The sequence below is a fragment of the Rhodococcus sp. P-2 genome (genome assembly GCF_016598535.1).
GTDB lineage: Bacteria > Actinomycetota > Actinomycetes > Mycobacteriales > Mycobacteriaceae > Rhodococcus_F > Rhodococcus_F baikonurensis.
This window is the reverse complement of record NZ_CP066779.1, coordinates 3748399-3770425: the sequence shown is the minus strand read 5'-3', so window position 1 is coordinate 3770425 and position 22027 is coordinate 3748399. Positions and strand designations below refer to the sequence as shown.

21 protein-coding genes are annotated in these 22027 nt (G+C 62.2%); 14 read left to right on the top strand and 7 right to left on the bottom strand.

What is annotated here, in order from left to right; translation table 11 throughout:
• Nucleotide 1 precedes the first annotated feature (1 nt).
• Nucleotides 2-364: a cupin domain-containing protein gene (locus I7X09_RS17915; RefSeq protein WP_095972354.1), complete on the top strand. Its 363-nt coding sequence runs from the start codon at nucleotides 2-4 to the stop codon at nucleotides 362-364.
• Between the two features lie 14 nt (nucleotides 365-378).
• Nucleotides 379-1806, top strand: a complete 1428-nt coding sequence (locus I7X09_RS17910; RefSeq protein WP_200317907.1) for an aminobutyraldehyde dehydrogenase — start codon at nucleotides 379-381, stop codon at nucleotides 1804-1806.
• Between the two features lie 257 nt (nucleotides 1807-2063).
• Here the strand turns inward: I7X09_RS17910 and I7X09_RS17905 are convergent, their stop codons facing one another.
• Nucleotides 2064-2717 (bottom strand): nucleoside/nucleotide kinase family protein, encoded by a 654-nt coding sequence (locus I7X09_RS17905; RefSeq protein ID WP_200313175.1) that lies wholly within the window; start codon nucleotides 2715-2717, stop codon nucleotides 2064-2066.
• 123 nt (nucleotides 2718-2840) lie between these two features.
• Between I7X09_RS17905 and I7X09_RS17900 the strand changes: the two genes are divergently transcribed.
• From I7X09_RS17900 to I7X09_RS17880, 5 genes are all read left to right on the top strand, one after another.
• Nucleotides 2841-3434, top strand: a complete 594-nt coding sequence (locus I7X09_RS17900; protein ID WP_095972387.1) for a TetR/AcrR family transcriptional regulator — start codon at nucleotides 2841-2843, stop codon at nucleotides 3432-3434.
• Between the two features lie 45 nt (nucleotides 3435-3479).
• Nucleotides 3480-4358 carry a crotonase/enoyl-CoA hydratase family protein gene (locus I7X09_RS17895; protein WP_200313174.1) on the top strand — a complete coding sequence of 293 codons (879 nt, stop codon included), beginning with the start codon at nucleotides 3480-3482 and terminating at the stop codon, nucleotides 4356-4358.
• Between the two features lie 14 nt (nucleotides 4359-4372).
• Complete coding sequence (locus tag I7X09_RS17890; RefSeq protein ID WP_200313173.1) at nucleotides 4373-6016, top strand: AMP-binding protein; 1644 nt, start codon at nucleotides 4373-4375, stop codon at nucleotides 6014-6016.
• 160 nt (nucleotides 6017-6176) lie between these two features.
• Nucleotides 6177-7652 carry an acetyl-CoA hydrolase/transferase family protein gene (locus tag I7X09_RS17885; protein WP_206029147.1) on the top strand — a complete coding sequence of 492 codons (1476 nt, stop codon included), beginning with the start codon at nucleotides 6177-6179 and terminating at the stop codon, nucleotides 7650-7652.
• A 60-nt stretch (nucleotides 7653-7712) separates the two neighbouring features.
• Nucleotides 7713-8348 (top strand): TetR family transcriptional regulator, encoded by a 636-nt coding sequence (locus I7X09_RS17880; RefSeq protein ID WP_095972388.1) that lies wholly within the window; start codon nucleotides 7713-7715, stop codon nucleotides 8346-8348.
• On the opposite strand, the gene I7X09_RS17875 is transcribed toward I7X09_RS17880, so the two are convergent.
• On the bottom strand, nucleotides 8349-9698 hold the full coding sequence (locus I7X09_RS17875) for an MFS transporter (RefSeq protein ID WP_200313172.1): 1350 nt from the start codon (nucleotides 9696-9698) through the stop codon (nucleotides 8349-8351). It abuts the gene before it with no gap.
• A gap of 374 nt (nucleotides 9699-10072) precedes the next feature.
• Here I7X09_RS17875 and I7X09_RS17870 point away from each other — a divergent pair, with 374 nt between their 5' ends.
• From I7X09_RS17870 to I7X09_RS17855, 4 genes are all read left to right on the top strand, one after another.
• Nucleotides 10073-11644, top strand: coding sequence for an AMP-binding protein (locus I7X09_RS17870; protein ID WP_166809846.1), 1572 nt, complete (start codon nucleotides 10073-10075; stop codon nucleotides 11642-11644).
• Between the two features lie 234 nt (nucleotides 11645-11878).
• Nucleotides 11879-12046 carry a hypothetical protein gene (locus I7X09_RS17865; RefSeq protein ID WP_166809845.1) on the top strand — a complete coding sequence of 56 codons (168 nt, stop codon included), beginning with the start codon at nucleotides 11879-11881 and terminating at the stop codon, nucleotides 12044-12046.
• Nucleotides 12039-13169, top strand: a complete 1131-nt coding sequence (locus I7X09_RS17860; protein ID WP_200313171.1) for a thiolase family protein — start codon at nucleotides 12039-12041, stop codon at nucleotides 13167-13169. The genes I7X09_RS17865 and I7X09_RS17860 overlap by 8 nt, the downstream gene beginning before the upstream one ends.
• Before the next feature lie 54 nt (nucleotides 13170-13223).
• Nucleotides 13224-14435, top strand: coding sequence for a PucR family transcriptional regulator (locus I7X09_RS17855; protein WP_124568043.1), 1212 nt, complete (start codon nucleotides 13224-13226; stop codon nucleotides 14433-14435).
• Here the strand turns inward: I7X09_RS17855 and I7X09_RS17850 are convergent, their stop codons facing one another.
• The gene (locus I7X09_RS17850; protein WP_200313170.1) at nucleotides 14436-15263 is read right to left on the bottom strand and encodes an SDR family oxidoreductase; all 828 of its coding nucleotides are present in this window, start codon (nucleotides 15261-15263) and stop codon (nucleotides 14436-14438) included. It lies immediately after the preceding gene.
• Between the two features lie 179 nt (nucleotides 15264-15442).
• Between I7X09_RS17850 and I7X09_RS17845 the strand changes: the two genes are divergently transcribed.
• On the top strand, nucleotides 15443-16675 hold the full coding sequence (locus I7X09_RS17845; protein WP_200313169.1) for a PucR family transcriptional regulator: 1233 nt from the start codon (nucleotides 15443-15445) through the stop codon (nucleotides 16673-16675).
• A 4-nt stretch (nucleotides 16676-16679) separates the two neighbouring features.
• Here the strand turns inward: I7X09_RS17845 and I7X09_RS17840 are convergent, their stop codons facing one another.
• Entirely contained in the window at nucleotides 16680-17027 is a 348-nt protein-coding gene (locus I7X09_RS17840) for a hypothetical protein (protein ID WP_095972365.1), read from the bottom strand.
• 225 nt (nucleotides 17028-17252) lie between these two features.
• Between I7X09_RS17840 and I7X09_RS17835 the strand changes: the two genes are divergently transcribed.
• Both I7X09_RS17835 and I7X09_RS17830 read left to right on the top strand, forming a co-directional pair.
• Nucleotides 17253-18338, top strand: a complete 1086-nt coding sequence (locus I7X09_RS17835) for a TerC family protein (protein WP_166809843.1) — start codon at nucleotides 17253-17255, stop codon at nucleotides 18336-18338.
• Between the two features lie 185 nt (nucleotides 18339-18523).
• Entirely contained in the window at nucleotides 18524-19453 is a 930-nt protein-coding gene (locus tag I7X09_RS17830; RefSeq protein ID WP_200313168.1) for an alpha/beta hydrolase, read from the top strand.
• Here the strand turns inward: I7X09_RS17830 and I7X09_RS17825 are convergent.
• The 3 genes from I7X09_RS17825 to I7X09_RS17815 are packed head-to-tail and all read right to left on the bottom strand — an operon-like array spanning nucleotide 19436 to nucleotide 21986.
• On the bottom strand, nucleotides 19436-20107 hold the full coding sequence (locus I7X09_RS17825) for a Dabb family protein (protein ID WP_200313167.1): 672 nt from the start codon (nucleotides 20105-20107) through the stop codon (nucleotides 19436-19438). The genes I7X09_RS17830 and I7X09_RS17825 overlap by 18 nt on opposite strands.
• A complete protein-coding gene (locus I7X09_RS17820) occupies nucleotides 20100-20447 on the bottom strand; it encodes a hypothetical protein (RefSeq protein ID WP_124568047.1) in 348 nt (115 codons plus the stop codon). Before I7X09_RS17820 ends, I7X09_RS17825 begins: the two co-directional genes overlap by 8 nt.
• Before the next feature lie 45 nt (nucleotides 20448-20492).
• Nucleotides 20493-21986: an MFS transporter gene (locus I7X09_RS17815; protein ID WP_095972369.1), complete on the bottom strand. Its 1494-nt coding sequence runs from the start codon at nucleotides 21984-21986 to the stop codon at nucleotides 20493-20495.
• Nucleotides 21987-22027 lie beyond the last annotated feature (41 nt).

The following is a 22027-nucleotide window of genomic DNA, read 5'->3' as shown; positions in this document are numbered from 1 at the left end:
CATGAGTGTCAACGACATTCGAACATTCGGGCCAGGGCTGGGGACGCGGTTCGTCCCGGAGTGGGGAGACGATGCGAGCCCGAACTGGTCGGAATCCGAATGGCGGTCGTTCGGGGATTCGAACGGTGAATACTTCGGCGGCGGTTGGGAAGGTGAGCCCGGGACGCTCTTGTGTGATCCTTACCCGTACGACGAGGTCTGCATCATGATCAGCGGCCGGGTGGCGCTGATCGACCTCGACGGAAATCGTCGCGAATTCACTTCCGGTGATGCGTTTTTCGTTCCGAAGTCGTTCTGCGGAGTCTGGGAAACCGTCGAGCCGTCCAAGAAGTATTTCATCGCACTGCCGGGAGCACGCTCGTGAGTGTTGCCTCGACCATGAGCGTGGAGGTCTTCGGCCACGTCATCGACGGCGTCTGTGAGACACCGGTCGGGCATCAGTCCGAACTGGTGAATCCTGTGACCGGTGACGTGTACGCGCGTGCGGCCGTAGGTACGGCAGACGTGGTCGATCGGGCCTGTCGGTCCTCGGCGGCGGCTTCGAGGAAGTGGCGTCGTGCGACGCCGGCGCAACGTCAAGAGTTGCTGCTTGCGCTCGCGGACGCACTGGAATCGAACGCGAAGTATTTTCTGGAGGTCGAATGTCGTAGTACGGGAAAACCTTTGGCGCAAGTCCGGAACGACGAGATTCCTCAGTGTGTCGACTTCCTGCGGTATTTTGCGGGCATTGCCCGTTCGCTGCCCGGTGCAGCCGCAATGGAGTACGCCGAGGGCGCGACATCGTATGTCAGGCGTGAACCGATCGGCGTGATCGGTTCGATCGCACCGTGGAACTATCCGTTGATGATGGCGGTCTGGAAGATCGCGCCGGCACTCGCAACCGGGAACACTCTCGTGCTCAAGCCGGCCGAGGAGACTCCGGAAACCGCGGTGATGCTGGGTGTGCTTGCTGCGCAGATCTATCCGCCCGGAGTGCTCAACGTGGTGTGCGGTGATCGCGATACGGGCGCCGCGCTTGTTGCTCATCCAGTGCCCCGAATGATTGCACTGACGGGGTCGACGAGGGCGGGTGTTGCGGTGGCCAAAGCTGCGGCGGAGGACACGAAACTGCTGCATCTGGAACTCGGGGGCAAGGCCCCCGCTGTTGTTTTCGCCGACGCGGACCTCGACGGCGCAGTTGCGGGGATCGTTGCCGGCGCCTTTTACAACAGCGGTCAAGACTGCACTGCTGCGACCAGGATTCTGGTGCAAGACCCGATCGTGGAGGAGTTCACCGCGAGGTTGACTGCGGCGGTGGCTGACTTGCGATTGGGAGGTCCTGACGCGGTTGATCGCCTCGGCCCTCTCGTCAGTCGAGCCCATCGTGACCGGGTGGCGGAAATGGTCAACCGGCGAGCGATCAATACGAACGTACGTATTGGAGGAGGGGAACCGGCAGGACCTGGGTTTTTCTACCTACCGACGGTCATCTCCGGGGTCGAGCAGGACGACGAGTTGGTTCAGGAGGAACTCTTCGGGCCGGTCGTCACCGTCCAAGCTTTCTCCACTGAAGCCGAAGCGATCGAGCTTGCGAACGGGACGAAGTATGCGCTGGCCTCGAGCGTATGGACCGCCGACCATGGAACTGCGATGAGAATGACGGCAGAACTGGACTTCGGCTGCGTCTGGGTGGGTACGCACGGAACGCTGACGGCGGAGATGCCCCACGGAGGATTCGGAAGTTCGGGGTACGGCAAGGACCTGTCCGAATTTGCATTGGCGGAGTACACGAGGGTCAAGCACGTCATGCATGTGACGGGAGCCTGACTCCTCGGCAATACGCAACGACGGCCACCTGTCCGCGCTGCGGGCCGGTGGCCGTCGTCGTGACTCGGGGATCTGCAAGCTGTTGAATTCTGACTCCAGGAGACTGCCACGGGTTCATCCGACACCGATCTCAAAGCGCTCGACAGCGTTATCGCCGTCGCTGGTGCCTTAGCGGCGATATTCGGCGGAATCGCCGGAGTCGCCGGGCTGGCAACCTTTCTCGGAACCGGCGGCGGTTCTCAGGTTTTCGGCTGACATCACTGACGCTCGGACCGTTCGATTTTGATGATCAGATCCGCGCGTGACCTGACTCCGCTGATCAATTCGGCGTTCGGTTGATCTACCCGTTTCACCCACTCTTCAGCCGCTTCGGAACTCTTTCCGAAGCGGCTGTGGCGTTTCACCAATCGCTTCGTGCGAGTTGCTTCCGGAACGTCGAGATACCAGACCTCGTCGAGTGCTGCTCGCACCTCCGGCCATCCACCACTCGGCAGGAGGAGATAGTTCCCCTCGGTGACTATCAGCGGTGTACGTGGATCGACGGCCGTTGTGCTGCCTATCGATTCGTCGAACTCGCGATCGAAGACGGGAGCGTAGACCGTCGAGTTCGAGGCTTGGAGTCGGCGTAGTAGAGCCGCGTACCCGCCGACGTCGAAGGTGTCCGGTGCGCCTTTGCGCTCACGCCTGCCGAGTCTGTCGAGTTCCCGATTGGCAAGATGGAAACCGTCCATCTCGACGATGGCGCAACGAGAACCCAATCTCCGCACAATGGCCTGTGATGCCGTCGATTTTCCGGCTCCCGGTGCGCCCGTGATGCCGAGGATTCTCGGGCCGTCGTCGGTGATCAGGGAAGCAGCGCGCGAAGCAAGTTGGTCGAGCGTCAGCGAGACGGTCGGCGGTGAGGTCCTCACTTGTTGCTCCGATCAATCCGAAGGACGGGTGCATCGAGGGTACGCCGGAGGTTTCGACCGTTGACAGTCTGAATGGACTGTGAAACTGTGAGCCATGCCACTCGAGAAGTTGGAGGTGAGACCGTGACCCTGCGCGATGCGCAGCGCGAAGCGACGCGCCACCGGATTCTCGATGCGGCAACGGATTTATTGATAGCGGACGGGTATTCGTCGCTGACGACGCAGTCGGTGCAAACCGCTGCCGGAGTCAGTCGGGGCGCTCTGCTCCACCACTTTCCGAACATGCAGGAGCTCACTGCGGCGTTGGTGTCGAATATCGTCGTGCGGAACGAGGCGGCGGTACGAGTTGCCATGTCTCGGCAGGATTCGTCGGTGGACACGATCGAGAACTCGATCTCCGCTCTGTATTCGGCGTTGACTCAGCCGCCGTTTCAAGCGGAACTCGAACTGTGGTCGGCGGCTCGCACGGATCCGGTCTTGGCGGAGGTACTCCGGGAATCGGAGCGAATCGCCGGACGGGATCTACGGCGAGTTGTCCACGACGCTTTCGGTCCCGAAATTGTTGCTTCCGAGAACTATTCCCAGATTGCAGATCTGACGGTGCTGATGCTCCGTGGTTTGGCGCTGTCCCGGGCAGTGCAGAAGAGCGACGCATCTGCGCGTCGTTCGATCAGTCAATGGGCAGGCGTCGTTCGCCTGCTCCTCACCCAGAACTAGCGCAACTCGTTTCGATCGAGGTGCGCTCTGTCGACAGGACCGAAGATGACGGATTTTGCGACTCTGAAATACGAGACCTCGAGCGGTAAGGCATATATCACGCTCAACCGCCCCGACCGGCTCAACGCGATCGACGACCGAATGCCGTCGGACATTCGGCATGCGGTGGCAGCGGCCAATGACGACGACGATGTTCGCGTGATCATCTTGCAAGGTGCGGGTACGGCGTTTTGTGCCGGATACGACCTCAAGAAGTTTGCCGAGGGCGATCTCGACGGAAAGTGGAACCAGGGCCCGGTGTGGGATCCCATCAAGGACTTTCGCGGGATGAAGCAGAATACCGACGACTTCTTCACGCTCTGGCGATCGCTCAAGCCGACGATCTGCAAGGTCCAGGGATACGCGATCGCCGGCGGGAGCGACATTGCGCTGTCCTGCGACATGCTGATCATGGCCGACGACGCCCGCATCGGGTATCCACCCGCGCGTGTCTGGGGTTGCCCGACAACAGCGATGTGGGTGTACCGCCTCGGGGCCCAACGTGCCAAGCGAATGTTGTTGACGGGAGACACCATTGACGGTGTCACCGCCGCCGATTGGGGGTTGGCACTCGAATCGGTGCCCGCCGACGAATTGGACGCTGCGGTGGAGGCCTTGGCGGATCGCATCGCCGGTGTCCCGCTCAATCAATTGGCAATGCAGAAGATGATGATCAATCAGGCATACGACAACATGGGATTGCAGGGCACCCAGGTGCTGGCAACCCTGTTCGACGGAATCACGCGTCACTCTCCGGAAGGGCGCTGGTTCAAGGATTTTGCCGAACGTGACGGATTCCACGCCGCGGTGAAGTACCGCGATTCCGGCCGCAAGATTCCAGACGGAGGCGGGCCGCTCCCCGCATCCGACACCCCTCCTCGATAGAAAGTGGATGTGAGATGAGCAGTGTTCTCGAAACGTCGTACTTCCCTGCTGACGTGTCGGACCCGATTGCGGAACAAACGGTGGGTGGGCTGCTGCGAGAGTGCGCCGCGGACTCGCCGAACCTGACAGCAATCAGAGAAGTGGTTCCGGCGCAATCGCATTCGCTGTCCGGGGCCGCTGAAACAGATCGCACCTGGACCTTCGCCGAACTTCTGGCGGAAGCGGAGGGATGTGCGCACTACCTCTTGTCGCAGTTCGACCGCGGCGACCGGATCACCGTTTGGGCACCGAACGTTCCGGAATGGATGATTCTGCAATACGGCGCTGCGCTCGCCGGGATGGTTCTGGTGACTGCCAATCCTGCGTTGGGTGCGGAGGAGCTGGCGTACGTCTTGTCGCAATCGCAGTCTCGCGGGCTCTTCCACACCGGAAAGTTCCGCGGCGGCGATATGACGGCCGTTGCATCCGAGGCGATTTCGATTTCGGGAGAGGAAGTTCTCGCAGTCAACTTCGAGGATTGGGATCGTCAGGTTCGAGGTTGGGCGGGCGAACGGGGCGTACTGCCCGAAGTCTCTCCTGACGACAATGCGCAGATTCAGTACACGTCGGGGACCACCGGCGCGCCCAAGGGGGCGCTGCTGCACCACCGAGGTTTGGTCAACAATGCCGATTTCGTCAGTCGGCGAGGCAAATTCCCCGAACGCGGTTCGGTGGTTTCGGCCATGCCGCTGTTCCACACCGCCGGGTGCGGCATCCTGGTTCTCGGCGCGGCACAGCGAAGAATGTCCATCGGCCTGATCCAGTACTTCGATCCGACTGCGGTTCTCGATGCGGCGGAACGCTTTCACGCCGACGTGGTCAGTGGAGTGCCGACGATGCTGATCGCCATGATCAACGACGCCTCCTTCGCCGGCCGCGATTTCTCGGCCTGCTCGGTGGTCGTATCCGGTGGATCGTCGGTGCCGCCCGAACTCGTCAGCACGGTGGAGTCGGCCTTCGGTGCGGGATTCAGCATCGTCTACGGACAAACCGAGGCCAGCCCCGTGATCACACAAACCAGTCCGGCGGACACGCCCGAAGACAAGTCGGAGACGGTCGGCCTCGCGTTGCCTCAGGTCGAGGTGAAGATCTCCGACGTCGTGACCGGGGACAGCGTCCCGCTCGGCGAACAAGGCGAGATCTGTGCTCGCGGGTACCTCGTCATGACCGAGTACTTCCGCAATCCGGAGGCCTCGGCCGCCACCGTCGACGAGGACGGTTGGTTGCATACCGGTGACCTGGGAACGATGGATCAACGTGGATACGTCCGGGTGACCGGCCGCCTCAAGGACATGATCATCCGCGGCGGGGAGAACATCTATCCGCGTGAGGTCGAGTCCGTGATCTTCACGCACCCGAAGATTCTGGACGTCGCGGTTGTCGGTGTCCCCGACGAGGTGTGGGGTGAGCGGGTCGTCGCCGTGATCCGGTGGAAGGACGAGTCCGACCAACCGACCGCCGCTGAACTGGTCGAATTCTGCACCGAACGACTGGCTCGCCACAAGGCACCCAAGGAGTGGTTCAGTGCGGAGGCGTTTCCACTGACAGGGTCGGGCAAGATCCAGAAGTATCGGATCGCGAGCTTGGTAGGCGAAGGCGCTTACGGGGTCGTCAGCTGATCTCAGCGCATAGCACGTCGAAGCGATTCTGTCTGGCTTATCCCCGTAAATCGCTTCGACGTGCCCTGTTTATCCTGGTGGCGTGAGTTCATCCCTCGGTGAGACCGGACACAAAGCCAACTCCAACCGCATTCGCGCCACAGCCTTTGCGTCGAAGGTGATGTCCGCGGCCGACGCGGTGAAGTTCATTCATCCGGGTGACACCGTCGCGATCAGTGGTTTCGCCAGTGCCGGTACACCCAAGGTTGTGATCCCGGCTCTCGCCGAGCGCATTCACCAGACCCGCGGCAACGGATCGAACTTCACGATCAATCTCCTCACCGGCGCTTCGGTGTCCACCGAGACCGAGAGACTGCTCGCGGAGGTCGACGGAATCGCGCTGCGCATGCCGTATCAGTCCGAGGCCACCGCACGTCGCCGGATCAACGACGGGCGCATGGACTACGTGGACATCCATCTCTCCCACGTGGCTCAGCAGGTGTGGGAGGGCTACTACGGCAATGTCGACGTCGCTGTGGTCGAGGTCGCGGGTATCACCGAATCGGGTGAACTGATTCCCTCCGCGTCGATCGGCAACAACAAGACGTGGCTCGACGTAGCCGACAGGGTCATCCTCGAAGTCAACTCATGGGTCCCCGAGGCGATGGAAGGTATTCACGACGTCTATTACGGCACCGCGTTGCCGCCGCATCGCAAGCCGCTCGAGATTATTCGTGTCGAGGACCGGATCGGCCAGACCACGTTCCGGGTGGATCCCGCGAAGGTTGTGGCCGTTGTCGAGACCAACTGCCGTGACAGTGCGAGCCCACTCACCGCGCCTGACGCCGTCAGCGAGGCGATCGCCGGCCACGTCCTGGAATTCTTCGACTTCGAGGTTCGTGCCGGACGGATGCCTGCCGATACGTTGCTTCCGCTGCAGGCGGGCATCGGCAATGTCGCCAACGCGGTGCTCGGAGGTCTCGATCGCGGGCCGTACCGAGGGTTGACCTGCTACTCCGAGGTCATCCAGGACGGGATGCTGAAGCTCATCAAAGACGGAACCGTCGCGCATGCGTCGTCGACGGCTCTGGCGCTCACCGAAGAAGGCATCGAGGAACTGACTGCGAACATCGACTTCTATCGCAATCACATCACGCTGCGACCGCAGGAGATCAGCAACCACCCCGAGGTGGTGCGCAGACTCGGAATCATCGCCATGAACGGCATGCTCGAGGCCGACATCTACGGCAATGTGAACTCGACGCACGTCATGGGGACGAAGATCATGAACGGAATCGGCGGCTCGGGAGACTTCGCCCGCAACGGCTACGTGTCCATGTTCCTGAGCCCGTCGACGGCCCGCGGCGGTGAGATCTCGGCGATCGTGCCGATGGTCCCGCACGTCGATCACACCGAGCACGACACCCAGGTGCTTGTCACCGAGCAGGGATTGGCGGATCTGCGAGGTCTGTCTCCGCGGCGACGCGCACGCCTGATCGTCGACAACTGTGCTCACCCGGAGTTCCGGCCGCTGCTCCACGATTACATCGCTCGCGCCGACGCTCAGCCGGGTGCGGGGCAGACTCCGCACCTCCTGGGCGAGGCATTCTCGTTCCATCAGCGGTACATCGACACGGGTTCGATGCGCCTTTCCTGACCTTTCGATCGGTGCTTGTACGATCTTCGGACGCCGAGCAAATCAGGAGTGAAGAGCGACATGGCTCGACCGTCGAAACCGTTGATCAGCCGAACCGCCGCAGTTGCTGCGGCAATCTCGATTATCGATGCCGAGGGCTTGGACGCTTTCAGTCTTCCGCGTCTGGCCAAGTACCTCGACGTCAAAGCTCCGTCGTTGTATCACCATTTCTCCGACAAGAACGAGATTTTGACGGAGGTTGCGCGAGCAATCGTGTTCGAGACCAGGATTCCGCGTCAACCCGCGTCGGGCGATTGGCAAGATTGGGTTGTCGCGTACGGCTTGAACTTTCGGGATGTGATTCTGCGACACCGTAATGCCGCGCCGGTGATGTTGCAGTTTCTTCCGAGAGACCTCGTGACTGACATGTTCGAGGCGGCAGCAGACTACCTCGAGAGTTCGGGAGTTCCTGTGCGGCTGCATGTTCAGATCCTCGACGGCCTCGAGAAGCTGACCTTGGGTGTCACCCTCACGGAGGCGATGAGGCCCGAGGCCAAGCGTTCCGCCGTTTTTGCCAACGTAGATCGAATTGCCCACCCGGTCCTCGACGCCGCACTGAAGTCGAATCAACGTACGCCCAGGCAGTTGTACGAACAGATGATGCGAAGTTTCCTCTACGGGGTTCTTCACGCCGACCAAGTGGACAACTCGATCTGATCAAGCGGCAGGTACAGATGCCTTTTCGCCGTCGACGGCAAGGGCGACTGATTCCCTGGTATTGCGAATCTGTGCGTACGCGATCGTTGCGGCGGCGAGCAGGGTCGGTACGACGAAGAGGAAGAAGATGGATTCCGTCGTCCACGAACGGTCGACGAGTAGACCGATCCCCAACGGCGTCACGATACTTCCGATGCGGCCGAGTCCCGCTGCGATTCCGAGAGCGGAGACACGTGCTTCGGGGCGGAAGAGGATCGGCACCATGACGTACAGCCCGGTGTAGGCCGCGGTCATACACAGCCCGAGCAGAGCTGACGCCACCAGCGCGGGGCTGAGTTGAGTCGAGACCAGAGCGAGGACGCCGAACAGTAGCGATCCGGCGAGGATGAAGCCCATCGTGATCCACATCGAGGCGAATCGAAGGGCCAGCCCGGCGAAGACCAGAGTTCCGAGCGCGCCTCCGAGCGAGAACATCAGTCCACCACTGATTCCGGCGTTGTTGGACATGCCGGCAAGCTTGAGAAGCTTCGGTGTCCAGGTATTGCCGAAGAAGTATGCGATGTTGACCAGGCCGAAGACGATGCATGTCGTCGCCAGGGCCCAGGACTTCAGGTGCGCAGATCCGGAGACGTTCGGTGACCGCCGCGCGGGTGTCGTGTGACTACCCGTAGCCGGGACTCCGGTCAGTTTCATCTTGGAGATCAGTTCGTCCAGCTTCTTTCGCGACGACTCGGTTCCCTTGGCTGCGAGGAAGTCCGGTGATTCGGGGATTCCGAAATAGGCCACACCCGCCATTATCGCCGTGACGACCGCGCCGAGCAGGAATGCGGAGTGCCAGCCGTAGGTCGACATCAGCACCGCTGCTCCGGCGCCGCCGAGTACACCCCCGAGGGGAATGCCGATCGCGAACAGTGCGATGAGCGTCGAGCGCTTGCGTGCAGGTGCGTACTCGCCGACGATGATCGGCGAACTCGGGATGATGCCGCCCATACCGACGCCGGCCAGCAGGCGCGCAAGCGCAAGTTGTGTGACGTCCCGGCTGGCTGCGGATAGTAGAAGACCGACTGTGATGACTACCAGCGAACCGATCAGGAGGGGGCGGCGCCCGTATCGGTCTCCGACCGGTCCCAAGGCGATCGAGCCGACTGCCATGCCGATGAGGCCGGCGCTGAAAAGCATGCCGGACTGGGTGCCGGATATCCCCCAGTCGTCCGTGATCGGCAGTATGGCGAGTGACATCGAAAGGATGTCGTATCCCTCGGCCATGTTGACCAGCGTGCACAGAAGGATTACCCGTATTTGGAGTCTGCTGAGCGGAGACGCATCGATCAGTTCGCGTGCTGAAGCCATCGTGCTCCTTAGTCGGAAGGGGTGGTTGCGGGTGTGGCTTGGAATGTGCGCTCGGATGTTGTTCACCAGCAGCAGTTTTCGTGTGGGAACTGAATCGGTGTGCCTCAAGTCACATTGGTTAATCTAACGCAGTTCGGTTAAATGGTCAATGCGTACGCCGTCGGTAAAACTAATGGCGTATGGTTTAGCGTACGAGACGGAGTGATCTGCTGAGCCTGTTTGGCTGTTGGCTGGATTGTGTTGTTGTGCAACGGTTTTGCCATCATTGATGGTTGACAGGTTGGCTGGGGGAGCTTACGTTTCACCGAGATGTAAACAGTTACTGACAACTTCCTGGGACGCTGCGGCCCGCAGGAGGGAAGGAATGGTTTCCCATGGCCCTCTCCGATTTCTTCGACCAAGGGTGGAGCGTCGATCCCGCCGCCATCGCATATCGTCACGGTGACGTCGACTGGACGTTCGAAGAAGCGGGTTCGCTGTCCTGTCGTGTCGCTAACGCGTTGCTGCGAGACGGAATGAAGCCGGAAACCAAGATCGGCGTTCTCGCGCCCAATGATCCCGCAGCGTGGTTGTGCGTCATCGCTGCCTGGCGTGCCGGTGGAACCTGGGTGCCTCTCAATCCGAACAGTCCGATCACGGACAGCATCGGATTCATCAACCAGTTCGATTGCGAGATTCTCTTCTATCACCCTGCGCTCGCCGCAGCTGTAGACGAGATTCACGGTGCAGTCGGTGACCGCATCCAGTACATCTGTCTCGAGGGTGGCTCTGTCGAAGGCACTAGTGGGTACGCCGTTGCGTTGGCGGACTGGCTCGGCGTCGTACCGGCGACGAGGCCGACGGTGGACGTTCCACAGGATTCCGTTGCGATGATTTCACCGACCGGTGGCACGACGGGGGCTCCCAAGGGTGTGATGAACACCCACCGCAGCTTCTCGATGTGTGTTGCGCAGCTGATGCTTGCCATGCACTATCGCGCCGACGAGAAGGTGGTCAACCTGGCGGCCGCTCCCATGACGCACTCCGCCGGAATGCTGACCCTGCCGGCAACTGCCCGCGGCGGCGCCGTCGTCGTGCTGAAGCGGCCGGATCCGGAGACCCTGCTCGATTCGATCGACCGATACAACGTCACCGACCTATTCCTGCCGCCCACCGTGATCTACCGGTTGATCGAACACCCCGACCTTGCGAAGTACGACCTCACGTCGCTGCGCTACTTCCTTTACGGTTCTGCCCCGATGTCGGCCGAGAAGCTGCGCAAGTGCTTGAAGGTTCTGGGTCCGGTGATGATCGAATGCTTCGGCCAGACAGAAGCCCCCGGCTCCATCAGCTTCCTGCGCCCCGAGCAGCACTTTGTCGACGGCGAGATCGCTGACGACGCCCGATTGCTGTCTTGCGGTCGGCCGTCGCCGTTGATCAGAGTCGAAATCCGCGACGACGAAGACAATGCGCTTCCGAATGGTGAGCGTGGCGAAATCTGCGTACGCGGCGACTTGGTCATGAAGGGGTACTACGACAACCCCGAGGCGACTGCCGACACCATACGTGACGGTTGGCTCCACACCGGCGACATCGGATACCTCGACAACGAAGGCTTCCTGACGCTCACCGACCGCAAGAAAGACATGATCATCTCGGGCGGATTCAACGTCTTCCCGGCAGAGGTCGAGCAGGTGATCTGGTCGCACCCTGCTGTTCAGGACTGCGCCGTCATCGGCATCCCGGACCCGGAATGGGGCGAGGCCGTCACCGCTGTCGTCGAGCTCAACGAAGGCGCAGAAGTAGGCGCCGACGAACTGATTGCCCTGTGTCGCAACAAGCTCGGAGGCGTCCGCGCTCCGAAGCGAATCGACTTCGTCGAACGACTCCCGCGCAGCGTCAACGGGAAGGTCCTCAAGAAGGATCTCCGGGAACTCTACTGGGCTGATCAGGCTCGACGAGTCTGACGAAAGGACAGACGAATAATGCACCCTTCATTCGACAATGCCGCCCTGCGGTGTGAAGGCACGAGCATCAGACTGCTGGCTTCGCAGTGCAGTCGGTGCGAGAACATCAGCTTCCCCTGCCGTGAGCGTTGCGCCAAGTGCTACGCCCCTGCGTCGCAGATCGAACTGGCAGAGTCCGGGACCGTCTTATCGCATTGCACTGCAGCGTTTCCGATTGCCGGAGTGCAACCTCCCGTGACCATCGCGCAGGTGCGTATCGGTGACGCCGACATCGAAATTCTGGGAGTCAGTACAGGTCCCGTTCGGATCGGCGATGTGGTTTCCGTTGTTCCCCGCACTGCGAGCACGGAAGACGCACTGTTCACGACATACGGTTTCGAAAAGGAGTCGCGCGATGCGTGAGGTATACATCTCGGGTGTCGGAATGACGCCGTTCGTCTCCAAAACGACGACACTGCCGCACGTTCAGGGGGGACAGGCGTTGAACGCGGCCCTCGAGGATTCCGGTTTGGACTGGGCTGAAATCGGCCTGCTCGTGGTCGGTGCAGTCGGTACCGGAATGTCGTCCGCTCCGCTGGTTCTGCACGAAATGGCGTGGACCGGCATTCCAGCTGTTGCGGTGGAGAACGCATCAGCAACTGGCACAGCGGCTTTCGAGCAGGCCCGCGCTGCTGTGGCCTCGGGGCAGGTGGAAACCGCTGCGGTGGTCGGAATCGGAAGCCTCGGTGCTCTCTTGATGAGCCGCGCTGCCGAGGGGGAACGTGCACCGGACTTGATTTCTGTATCCGGAATGGCAGTTCCTGCCGTTCCGTTTGCGTTGATGAAGCAGGCCCGCATGCATCGACACGGCGAATCGGCCGATACCAGCCTCCTGGTGGTGGAGAAGAACCTTTTCAATGCAAGTCGAAATCCCATGGCGCAGCGCAACAAAGCGTTGACGATGGACGAGTTGAAAGCTGCACCGATGCTGGTGGATCCGCTCCGGCGCGTCGAATCCTGCCCGATCGGTGACGGCGCAGCGGCAGTCGTCATCACCAGCAGAAGACTCGCGAACGTCAGTCGGGTCGTCCGAGTGGCTGCCGCCGTAGCGGAGACCGACAAGTGGCACGGGGCTGCCGCGTTCATGCCTGATCTCGGTGTGACCAAGCGGGTCTCCGCCCGTGCCTACGAGCAAGCCGACATTCGCCCCGACAGCGTCGACGTCGTAGAGGTTCACGAGGCCTTCAGCGTCGAAGAACTGCAGTACATCGAGGATCTCGGGTTGGCGGCAGAAGGGAAGGCCTCGTCCGCGATGGCAGACGGCGACTTCCACATCGGAGGCCGTGTCGCGGTCAGTCCCAGTGGTGGACTTATCGGCCGTGGACATCCCGGTGGAGCTACCGGTCTTTCCCAGTTCGTCGAGATCACGCAACAGATTCGTGGGCAGTCCGGGGTCCGTCAGCACGACGGTGCGCGGGTCGGATTCGCGCAGATGATCGGAGCCGGCGGAGTGAGTTACGCGCATATCCTGGTCGGCGAAGACTAGCGGTTCCGGCACGACAGTCCGCCCACTTTCGGCACGTGGTGGAAGAATGCGGGGGTGAACGCAACCGGAGTGCCCACAGAAGTGCTTTCCCGGGTAGCCGCGGCAGGTGCGGACGACGCCGGTGGCCTACCCGTCGAACTGCTGGGGGACTTCCTCGACGTGCTCAGCGACGCGGTTTGTGAAGGAAAACCGCTGCAGCGTCGTCAGCTGCATCGTTTCCGCGCCCGCGGTGAAGAAGCAGCGCAGCAGGGTGTCGCCCTGCGAGCCCTGCTCGATCTGTATCTCTCGTCGGCCTGGCGCCTGTGGCGTGAACTCCCCGCTGTTGTTGCGGCGCAATCGGATCCGACTGCCGTAGTCGCTGCCGGTGAAGTCATGCTGCGCGCCGTCGACGATGCTGTGGCCGAACTGGCCGAAGGATTTCAGTTGGCCAGGCGATCACTGGTCCGCTCGCAGGTATCGGCACGCCGCGAGTTCGTCGACGACCTGTTGACCGGCGGCGCTGACGTCGTCGGATTGTTGGGTCGTGCTTCAGGATTCGGACTTCACCTCAGCGGGCCGCATGCTGTGGCCGTGGTGACCGCTGCCCGCGAGTTCACCGACGACAACCCCTTGGTGCGGGCCGTCGAACGTGCCGTCCTGGGCAGCAAAGGCGATGCCGACGCGTTGGTTGCGAGCAAGAGCGGAAAGCTTGTCGTCGTTTTCGCGGCGCCGGATCGCGATGCCGTCGATCACGTGCTGGCGGGCATTCGATCGGCTCTCGGACCCGGAACCGACGACGACGGCCGCGTGCAGTTGCAGCGACGCGCGCTGAACGGCACCTGGCAGATCGCGGTCGGGCGTCCGCGCGCCACTGCTTCCGGCGTGGTGGCGTCGTACCGGGAAGCGCTCGACGCACTCGACCTGGCGCAACGCCTGTCGTTGGACGCGCGGGTCATCGATGCTCGTGACCTGCTGGTCTACCGGGTTCTGGTCAACGACAGGCCGGCGGTCACCGATCTGATCCACACCCTGCTCACACCGCTGCTCGAGGCGCGCGGCGGCGCAGGGCCGATGATCGACACATTGCTCGCGTACTTCTCCGCCGGCGGCAATACCGCGAAGACCGCCCGTGATCTGCATCTGTCGGTCCGCGCGGTGACGTACCGCTTGGACCGTATCCGTGAACTCACCGGCCAGAACGTCAACGACCCCAATGACAGCTTTGCCCTCCACGCGGCTGTACTGGGCGCCAAGCTGCTCGACTGGCCCGCCACCGAGCTGACCTGATCAGCTGGCGCGGGCCCGTTCCTCGTAGGCAGCGCGGGCTGCAGTGTCGACGTCACCGAGAAACTGTGTCTCGACGCCGAACAGTCGACTCAATGCCTCGTACGGCCGCCGGGGGAAGAACCCCTGGGCCTGCACCAGTAGCCCGGACACTCGCGTAATGCGCACGCGTGGTCGGGGTTTGGTCATCAAACCGACTATGGCTTCGGCGATTTCCTCCGGCTGAACCTCGCGGAATCCCTTCATTCCCGAAGTGCCCGAGGTGAGTTGAGTGTTGGTGAGCGTCGGCAGTACGGACGACACGTGTACACCGGTGCCACGAACTTCCTTGCGAACCGAATCGGTGAATCCCAAGACCGCATGCTTGGCGCCGCAGTACGTCGACAAACCGGGGCACGGGAGTTCGCCTGCAAGCGAAGCGATGTTGATGACGTGCCCGCGCCCCCGCGGCAGCATCCGGCGCAGTGCGAGCTTGGTTCCCGTGATCACGCCGAGGACGTCGATCTCGATGATGCGTCTGGTGACGGTGTCGTCCTCGTCGACGATCCGGCCCACCGGCATGATGCCTGCATTGTTGACCAGTACGTCGATCGGGCCGAGTTCACCTTCGACGGTGTCGAGGAAGTCGAAGAACGAGGCAGGGTCGGTGACGTCGAGACGCCCGAACGTCCGGATGCCCAAATCCTTCGCCGCCTGCGCGAGAGTGGCTTCATCGATATCGCCGATCGCGACTGTCGCGCCCAGGCTGACGAGCCGTTTCGCGGTGGCGAATCCGATGCCCCGGGCGCCGCCGGTGATGACCACTACCTGACCGTCGAAAGGCTTGTTCATGTCGCGAAGGTCTCCAGAACTAGGGGGATGGGATTGCAGTGACGTGAAACTGCGGTGACGAAACTGCGGTGAGATGTGATTGTGGACCAGCCGAAACTGGGTTGCTAGGGCTCCTTGGCTGAAACGAAGCGGTAGATTTGTGACAAAGTCACAAATTGGATCCCAGTCGGAAGGCGCCCATGGATACCTCGGAGTTGGATGGTTGGATTGCGAATCTCGCGCCCATCTATCTCCAACCCGAGGTGATCGACGGTTTCGTCCAACGCATCGACGACGCCATTGCCGCGGCAAATCCCGAGGTGGCGGCTGATCGGGAGCTACGACGCGATGTGGATGCAAGCACCACGGCGCAGCTCCGCGTCATCGTGGCCGCGATCGCGGGCGGTTCCGAGGAGGTCACTCCGCCGGCGGAGTCGATTGCGCTTGCACTCACCGTCGCTCGACGCGGTATGGATCTACGGGTCCTTCTCAAGATCTACGGTGCCGGACGCCTCGCGATGCTGGGTTTCGTCGACGAGTCGATCGAGGCGCTGCCGATCGGTCCCGAACTCAAACGTGCCCTTCTGGTTCGGGTCTGGGGCTCGGCGATGAGGTGGCTGGAAGTGACCACCGAACTGTTGGTGGCGACGTATGCGCAGGAGCGGGAGAGCCTGGCGCGCGGCGCTTTTGCACGTCGGTCCGAGACGGTGCACGCGATTGTCGCCGGCGAAGCACTTCACTCCGACGAAGCCTCCCGGATTCTGGACTACCCGATGCGGCGCCACCACACCGCGTTTGTTCTCTGGACGGACGACACCGACCCGGCCGCGGACGTATTGGCCAGGTTGGACTCGTACGCACGTTCCTTCGTGGACGAATCCAAAGGGGAGCGTGTTCTCACTCTGCCTTCGGGCGCACGCGAGCTGTGGTCGTGGGTCGCGCATTTCGACAGCCGTGAGTGGGCGTCGCTCGATCGTGCTCGGATTTCGGACCTTCGTGTCGCAGTGGGGGCCGGCGGGTACGGGATGGAGGGATTCGCTCGCAGTCATCGCGAGGCGCTCGCCGCCCAGCGCGTCGCGGTCCGTTCCACGGGTTCGCCGGGCGTCACCGTCTACGAGGACGTTCAGGTTCCCTGTCTGCTCACCGACGATCTGGACGAACTCCGTGCGCTGGTGGCTCGGGAACTGAAGGGCTTGGCCGGCACGGACGGCGTCACGTCGCGGATCCGGAACACGGTCCGGGTCTACTACGAGAACAATTGCACCGCAGCCGCTACGGCCGCAGCCCTCGGTCTGCACAAGAACACCGTGCGGTATCGACTCGATCAGGCCGAAACGCTACGAGGCCGCAGCGTGGACCAGCGTCGACTGCCGACGGAGTTGGCCCTCATCGCGCTGGAGAGCTACGGAGCCGCCGTCCTACCGAACCCCTGACTCGCTACTGCATGTCGTCGAGTCCGGGGAGCGAGTAGCCGGAGTTGTCATCCCAATCGGCGGGGGTGTCGTCGAGTGAAACGTCCCAGTCGGCGTCTGGCACCGCTCGCCGGAGTTCGGTCAGAGCGTTGAACCAGTAGACGAGCGAAGGGATCACCTCGGTCGGATCGCTCGAGATCTTCGTCGAACCGTTGAGCAGAGTGTCGGGGATATCCGACGGGTAGAGGTCGAGGACCTCGGCGTCGAACGGAAATTCGTCGTTGTGAACGGCGATGAGTCGGTCGACTTCGGCCTTCTCGTCGTCGGTCAGCGGTGTGGTGCGGACGGCGGAGTAGTACAACGAGGTGCTCATGCTTGCCAGGCTAGAACAAGATGCCCTCCAAGAGTGGTTTCGGCTGCAAACCGCCCAAACTGCCGGGTTTCGGCAACTTTATGGTCAAAAGTCGTCGATATTTCGACCGGGATGGAGATAAGTCGGCAAGGAACACTGGAGAAGACGGCGAGACGGCCGTCCGAACTCAGTGAAGGAGCTCCCCGTGACCGCAGTCATCAGTGCCATTCGGGTAGGTGGTCAGCGATGAACGTTCCCATGTGGGCGTGGGCCGCGTTCGCCGCAGTCATCGTCGTCATGTTGCTCATCGACCTGCTCGCCCACCGCGGCGCGCACGTCATCGGCTTCAAGGAAGCGGCCTGGTGGAGTGCGCTCTGGGTCGGTTTGTCTCTCGTGTTCGCGGTGGTCGTCACCCTGACCTTGGGGGTGAACTCGGGCGTCGAATTCACAACAGCCTGGCTGTTGGAGAAGAGTCTGTCCGTCGACAACCTCTTCGTGTTCGCCCTGATCTTCGGATACTTCAAGGTGCCCCGTGAGTACCAGCACCGCGTGTTGTTCTTCGGTGTCATCGGCGCCCTGATCTTCCGCGGTATCTTCCTCGCCGCGGGCGTTGCAGTGGTCAGCAAGTTCACGGCCGTACTGTTCGTCTTCGCCGCCATCCTGCTCTACAGCGCTTACAAGCTGCTCAAGGACGACGACGAGAGCTTCGATCCGGGAACCTCGCTGGCAGTTCGCCTGCTGCGCAAGATCATGCCGGTCCGCGAGGAATACGCAGGAACCAAGTTCTTCGTCAAGGAAGCCGGAAAGCGCGTCGCAACACCGCTGTTCGCCGTCGTCGTCGCCATCGAGGCCGCCGACCTCGTGTTCGCAGTCGACAGTGTCCCGGCAGTGCTCGCAGTGAGTGACGATCCGTTCATCGTGTACTCCAGCAACGCGTTTGCGATCCTGGGTCTGCGTGCCCTGTACTTCCTGCTCTCGGGTCTGCTCGAGAAGTTCCACTACCTGTCCAAGGGTCTGTCGATCATTCTCGCCTTCATCGGCGTGAAGCTGATCATGCAGGCCAGCCACAAGGTGATCAGCACGTCGATCCCCGAGATCCCCTCGCTGGTCAGCCTCGCAGTGATCATCGTGGTGTTGGCGGGCTCGATCATCCTGAGCCTCAAGAAACCACTACCGGAGGAACCTGACGCCGAAGAGGTTGCGTCCGGTGACACACCGGTGGAACTCGAGAAGGCGGGCACTGACGCCGACGGCGAGAAATCGGGAATCGAGCTCGCGGCCGGTGAGCGCGACGACGATGACGACAAGGTCGATGCTCGCACTAGGGGCTGACGCCTGATCGGCTGAACCGAATCGAAAGGGAGACCACACAACGAGGTGTGGTCTCCCTTTTCGTTTCTCGCGACTTCTCGCGACTTCTCACGACCGAACAGACCACTGATCGGGAAGGTGTGTTCTCACTCGACCGCAGGCGATCTACCTTGGCGGATGCCCGACGTCCGAGATCAGGAGTGCACATGACAATTCACGCGGAAGTCATCACGATGCTGGCCACGCTCAACGCTGCTTTCCCGGACGTCACCAGCTTCGAGCCGTCGGAGCTGCGCGCTCTGCTTCGAAATCGACGAGCCCCGCTGGAACGGCTTCCCGATATGCGTGCGGTCGAAGATCTCGCAATCGACGGACCCGGGGGAGATCTGTCGATCCGCGTCTACCGCCCGCACACGTCCTCCGACGCTGTGCCGCTGGTCGTCTTCGCTCATGGCGGAGGCTTCGTGTTCTGTGACCTGGACAGCCATGACGAATTCTGCCGATCCATGGCGGAAGGTGTCGGCGCCGTGGTGGTCTCCGTCGACTATCGTCTGGCCCCTGAGCATCCCGCGCCGGCAGCACACGACGACGTCTATGTCGCATTGGAGTGGGCGGCGAAGCACGCGCAAGACTACGGCGCAGACCCGAACCGGATCGTGCTTGCCGGCGACAGTGCGGGCGGCAATCTTGCTGCGACAGTTGCGATCGCAGCCCGCGATCGTGGAGGCCCGGCGGTCGCGGCGCAAGTTCTCATCTATCCCGTGATCGACGACGATTTCGACACCGAGTCCTACCGCCGCTACGGGACCGATCACTACAACACGACTACGGCCATGAAGTGGTACTGGGACCAGTATGCCCCCGAACGCCGAGATGACGTGCGGGTAATACCCACTCGGGCAGAGTCATTCGCCGATCTACCAGCGGCCGTCGTTCTGACAGCCGAGCTGGATCCGCCGTGCTCGTCCGGCGACGAGTACGCGAAACTGCTTGCCTCGGCCGGCGTCCCCGTGCAGCATCATCGCTTCGACGGGCTGTTTCACGGATTCCTCACCATTCCGTCGTTGTCACTCACAGAACCGGCACGCCGGAAAGCCTGGGCGATGATCCGTGAGGCGTCAGCCGCCGCTCGGTAGGACTTCGTCGCCCAGTTTGCCGAAGGTGTGGCAGACCCTCTCCCGCACAATGACTTCGGTGCATTCGGGGTCGAACCATCGATCAACGACGCCCCAGTGGATCGGATGGTCGAGGTACTGGGTCTGCAGTGACGCGAGGTCGGTGAATTCCTGCTCCCACACGTGGGTCCACGGTGCTTCGTCGGATGCGTGGCACTCGTCCGTCGCCGCACTCACTCGACTGAGTCGCCAGGCCGCGATCGAGGAGATATGACCGGGCATCTTCAGCAAGTCGCTTTCGAAGCGTTCGATCGTGTCCTCGGGAGTATCGGGCGCGACGCGGATCAGCAGCGCCCGGTACACCCCGTTCGGCCCGGTGGCGCGCGAGCGACCTGCGGTCCCGGACGTGTACTCGGCGCCGTGAACTTGCCCGACGGCGGCGTGGTGAAGCCCGGCGTCAACGGCACCTCGAGAGGCCTGCCACGCAGCTTCGTCCTCGAACTGGAGATGCACGATCAGATCTCCGCCGTTGATGACGCCGGGCAGTGTGGCGGTGACGAGATGGCGAACTGCGCCCGACGATTCCGCCGCTGCTGCAATGGTGTTCATCGCATCGGCCCAGCCGTCCGATTCTGTGTCATCGGCAGTGAAGACCACCCGTGTGACGTTATACATCGGCAAGACTCTCGACGTCATCGGCAGTGGCAGCCATGGTGCGCGTTCGTTCGGCAATGAGCGGATTCATTGCGTCCCACCATTGTCCGAGGGCGGAGTCGCCCCGACTGGAACGAGTCATCGCCCACCAACCGGCGGTACCCTCGACGGCCCACGTGATCGTCACGACGTTCGACTCGTCCTCGGACCACAGCGGCGGACTGACAAGTACATTGTCGAGAGTCAGGTTTCGACCGCCGGCGTTGGGCAGGTAGCCCGTGCGCCATTCGTCGACGAACTTCTTCCCGCACCCGGGTTTCGTGACTATCCGATCGACCACGTAGAGCGTCTCACCTGCCATCTGCGCAGGCTACGGTGCGCTTAAGTCTCTGCGGTACTTTCGATCTCACGCAGCGGGAGATTGTTCCGAGGTGGCCGGGGACGGTACGGGGCGCAGACCCAGCCAGCCGACCAAACCGACGAGGGCGAAGGCCACTGCGGCGGTGACGAACGTGACGGTGAAGGCGGACTCGCTGGGCAACGTGGGTGTGCCTTCGGGCAGGTTGGCGATGGTCATCGAGGCGAGAATCGTGGTCACCACGGCACTGCCCATGGCGCTACCGGTGGAACGGGAGATCGAGTTGATTCCGTTGGCTATTCCACTCTGGCGATGCGGAACACTCGACATGATGATGGCGGGCATGGCCGCGTAACCCAGGCTGACGGCGGCGCCGATCACGATGCCCGCACCGATGACGGACGCGGTATGCGTGTGGTCGTATGCGAGCCAGGCGAACGGGACCGCACCACAGATCGCAGTGAGTCCCAGAACGAAGCGTGGTCCGCGCACTCTGATGAGGCGCCCAGCGATCGGTGCGGCGATCAGCGAGGCAATCGCTCCCGGCAGAAGGAATTCCACCGACGCGCGCAGAATGCTCGCGTCGAATCCGTATCCCGTGAGAGAGCGCGGAAGTTGCACGAGGTAGGAGATGCCGAGAAAGTTGGCGAACATCCCGAAGCCCACCATGACACCGGCCAGGTTCGCCATCATCACGGGCCGGTGGACGAACATCCGCATGTCGACCAGCGGTTCGTCGACGATCTTCTCGATCCAGACCCACACTGCGAACATCACGATCGAGGCAAGGAAAACACCGATGGTCAAGGGTGAGAACCAACCCCATTGGTGGCCTTGAGAAATCGACAACAGGAGTAGAAGGAGTGCAGCGCCCAGGCTCAGTGCACCTATGACGTCGACGCGGCCGCCGCTCTTGTGTTTGGTTGCGGGCACCAGCGTGATGACCGCGACGAGGGCAAGCAACGCGAATCCGGTCGCCATCCAGAAGGCGTTGCGGTAGTCGGCATCCGGAGCCGATGTGAGCAGCCCGGTGGCCACGAGGGCGAGGCCGCTGCCGAAGGCAAGGGTTCCGCTGACCAAGGCCATCGCGCCGGGAAGCTTGTGTGGGCGGACCTCTTCGCGCAGTACCGACAGAGCCAGCGGGAAGATGGCGGTGGCCGTTCCTTGCAGGACGCGTCCGAGAACGAGTAGCGGCAGATTGTGTGCCAGTGCGGCCACGACAGAACCGATCACCATGACGATCAGAACGCCCACCAGCGTGCGCTTCTTGCCGTGCTGATCACCGTAGCGGCCGAGCAGGGGAGTGAAGACGGCCGCCGACAGCAGGGTCGCCGTGGTCACCCAGCTGATACCGGCCGAGGATGCGCCCAGATCGGACTGAATGCGTCCCAAAATCGGAACGGGCAACGTCTGCATCATCGAGACGATCATCGCGGCCAGGCTGAGGGCCGCGATGATGACGGCCTCGCGGCGCGGTGATACTACGACTGATGTATCCGGGGTGTCGCAGACGGTTGGCTGCGCAGCACTGTCGGTCGTCACTGAATTCGTCAAGGGGGTCCTTCTCGGGAATTACAAGAGAA

Excerpts from the sequence above, each read along its gene's own strand:
- I7X09_RS17915 (WP_095972354.1), top strand. The coding sequence starts at position 2 with ATGAGTGTCAACGACATTCGAACATTCGGGCCAGGGCTGGGGACGCGG.
- I7X09_RS17910 (WP_200317907.1), top strand. The coding sequence starts at position 379 with ATGAGCGTGGAGGTCTTCGGCCACGTCATCGACGGCGTCTGTGAGACA.
- I7X09_RS17895 (WP_200313174.1), top strand. The coding sequence starts at position 3,480 with ATGACGGATTTTGCGACTCTGAAATACGAGACCTCGAGCGGTAAGGCA.
- I7X09_RS17890 (WP_200313173.1), top strand. The coding sequence starts at position 4,373 with ATGAGCAGTGTTCTCGAAACGTCGTACTTCCCTGCTGACGTGTCGGAC.
- I7X09_RS17885 (WP_206029147.1), top strand. The coding sequence starts at position 6,177 with ATGTCCGCGGCCGACGCGGTGAAGTTCATTCATCCGGGTGACACCGTC.
- I7X09_RS17880 (WP_095972388.1), top strand. The coding sequence starts at position 7,713 with ATGGCTCGACCGTCGAAACCGTTGATCAGCCGAACCGCCGCAGTTGCT.
- I7X09_RS17875 (WP_200313172.1), bottom strand. The coding sequence starts at position 9,698 with ATGGCTTCAGCACGCGAACTGATCGATGCGTCTCCGCTCAGCAGACTC.
- I7X09_RS17870 (WP_166809846.1), top strand. The coding sequence starts at position 10,073 with ATGGCCCTCTCCGATTTCTTCGACCAAGGGTGGAGCGTCGATCCCGCC.
- I7X09_RS17860 (WP_200313171.1), top strand. The coding sequence starts at position 12,039 with ATGCGTGAGGTATACATCTCGGGTGTCGGAATGACGCCGTTCGTCTCC.
- I7X09_RS17850 (WP_200313170.1), bottom strand. The coding sequence starts at position 15,263 with ATGAACAAGCCTTTCGACGGTCAGGTAGTGGTCATCACCGGCGGCGCC.
- I7X09_RS17845 (WP_200313169.1), top strand. The coding sequence starts at position 15,443 with ATGGATACCTCGGAGTTGGATGGTTGGATTGCGAATCTCGCGCCCATC.
- I7X09_RS17840 (WP_095972365.1), bottom strand. The coding sequence starts at position 17,027 with ATGAGCACCTCGTTGTACTACTCCGCCGTCCGCACCACACCGCTGACC.
- I7X09_RS17835 (WP_166809843.1), top strand. The coding sequence starts at position 17,253 with ATGAACGTTCCCATGTGGGCGTGGGCCGCGTTCGCCGCAGTCATCGTC.
- I7X09_RS17830 (WP_200313168.1), top strand. The coding sequence starts at position 18,524 with ATGACAATTCACGCGGAAGTCATCACGATGCTGGCCACGCTCAACGCT.
- I7X09_RS17825 (WP_200313167.1), bottom strand. The coding sequence starts at position 20,107 with ATGTATAACGTCACACGGGTGGTCTTCACTGCCGATGACACAGAATCG.
- I7X09_RS17820 (WP_124568047.1), bottom strand. The coding sequence starts at position 20,447 with ATGGCAGGTGAGACGCTCTACGTGGTCGATCGGATAGTCACGAAACCC.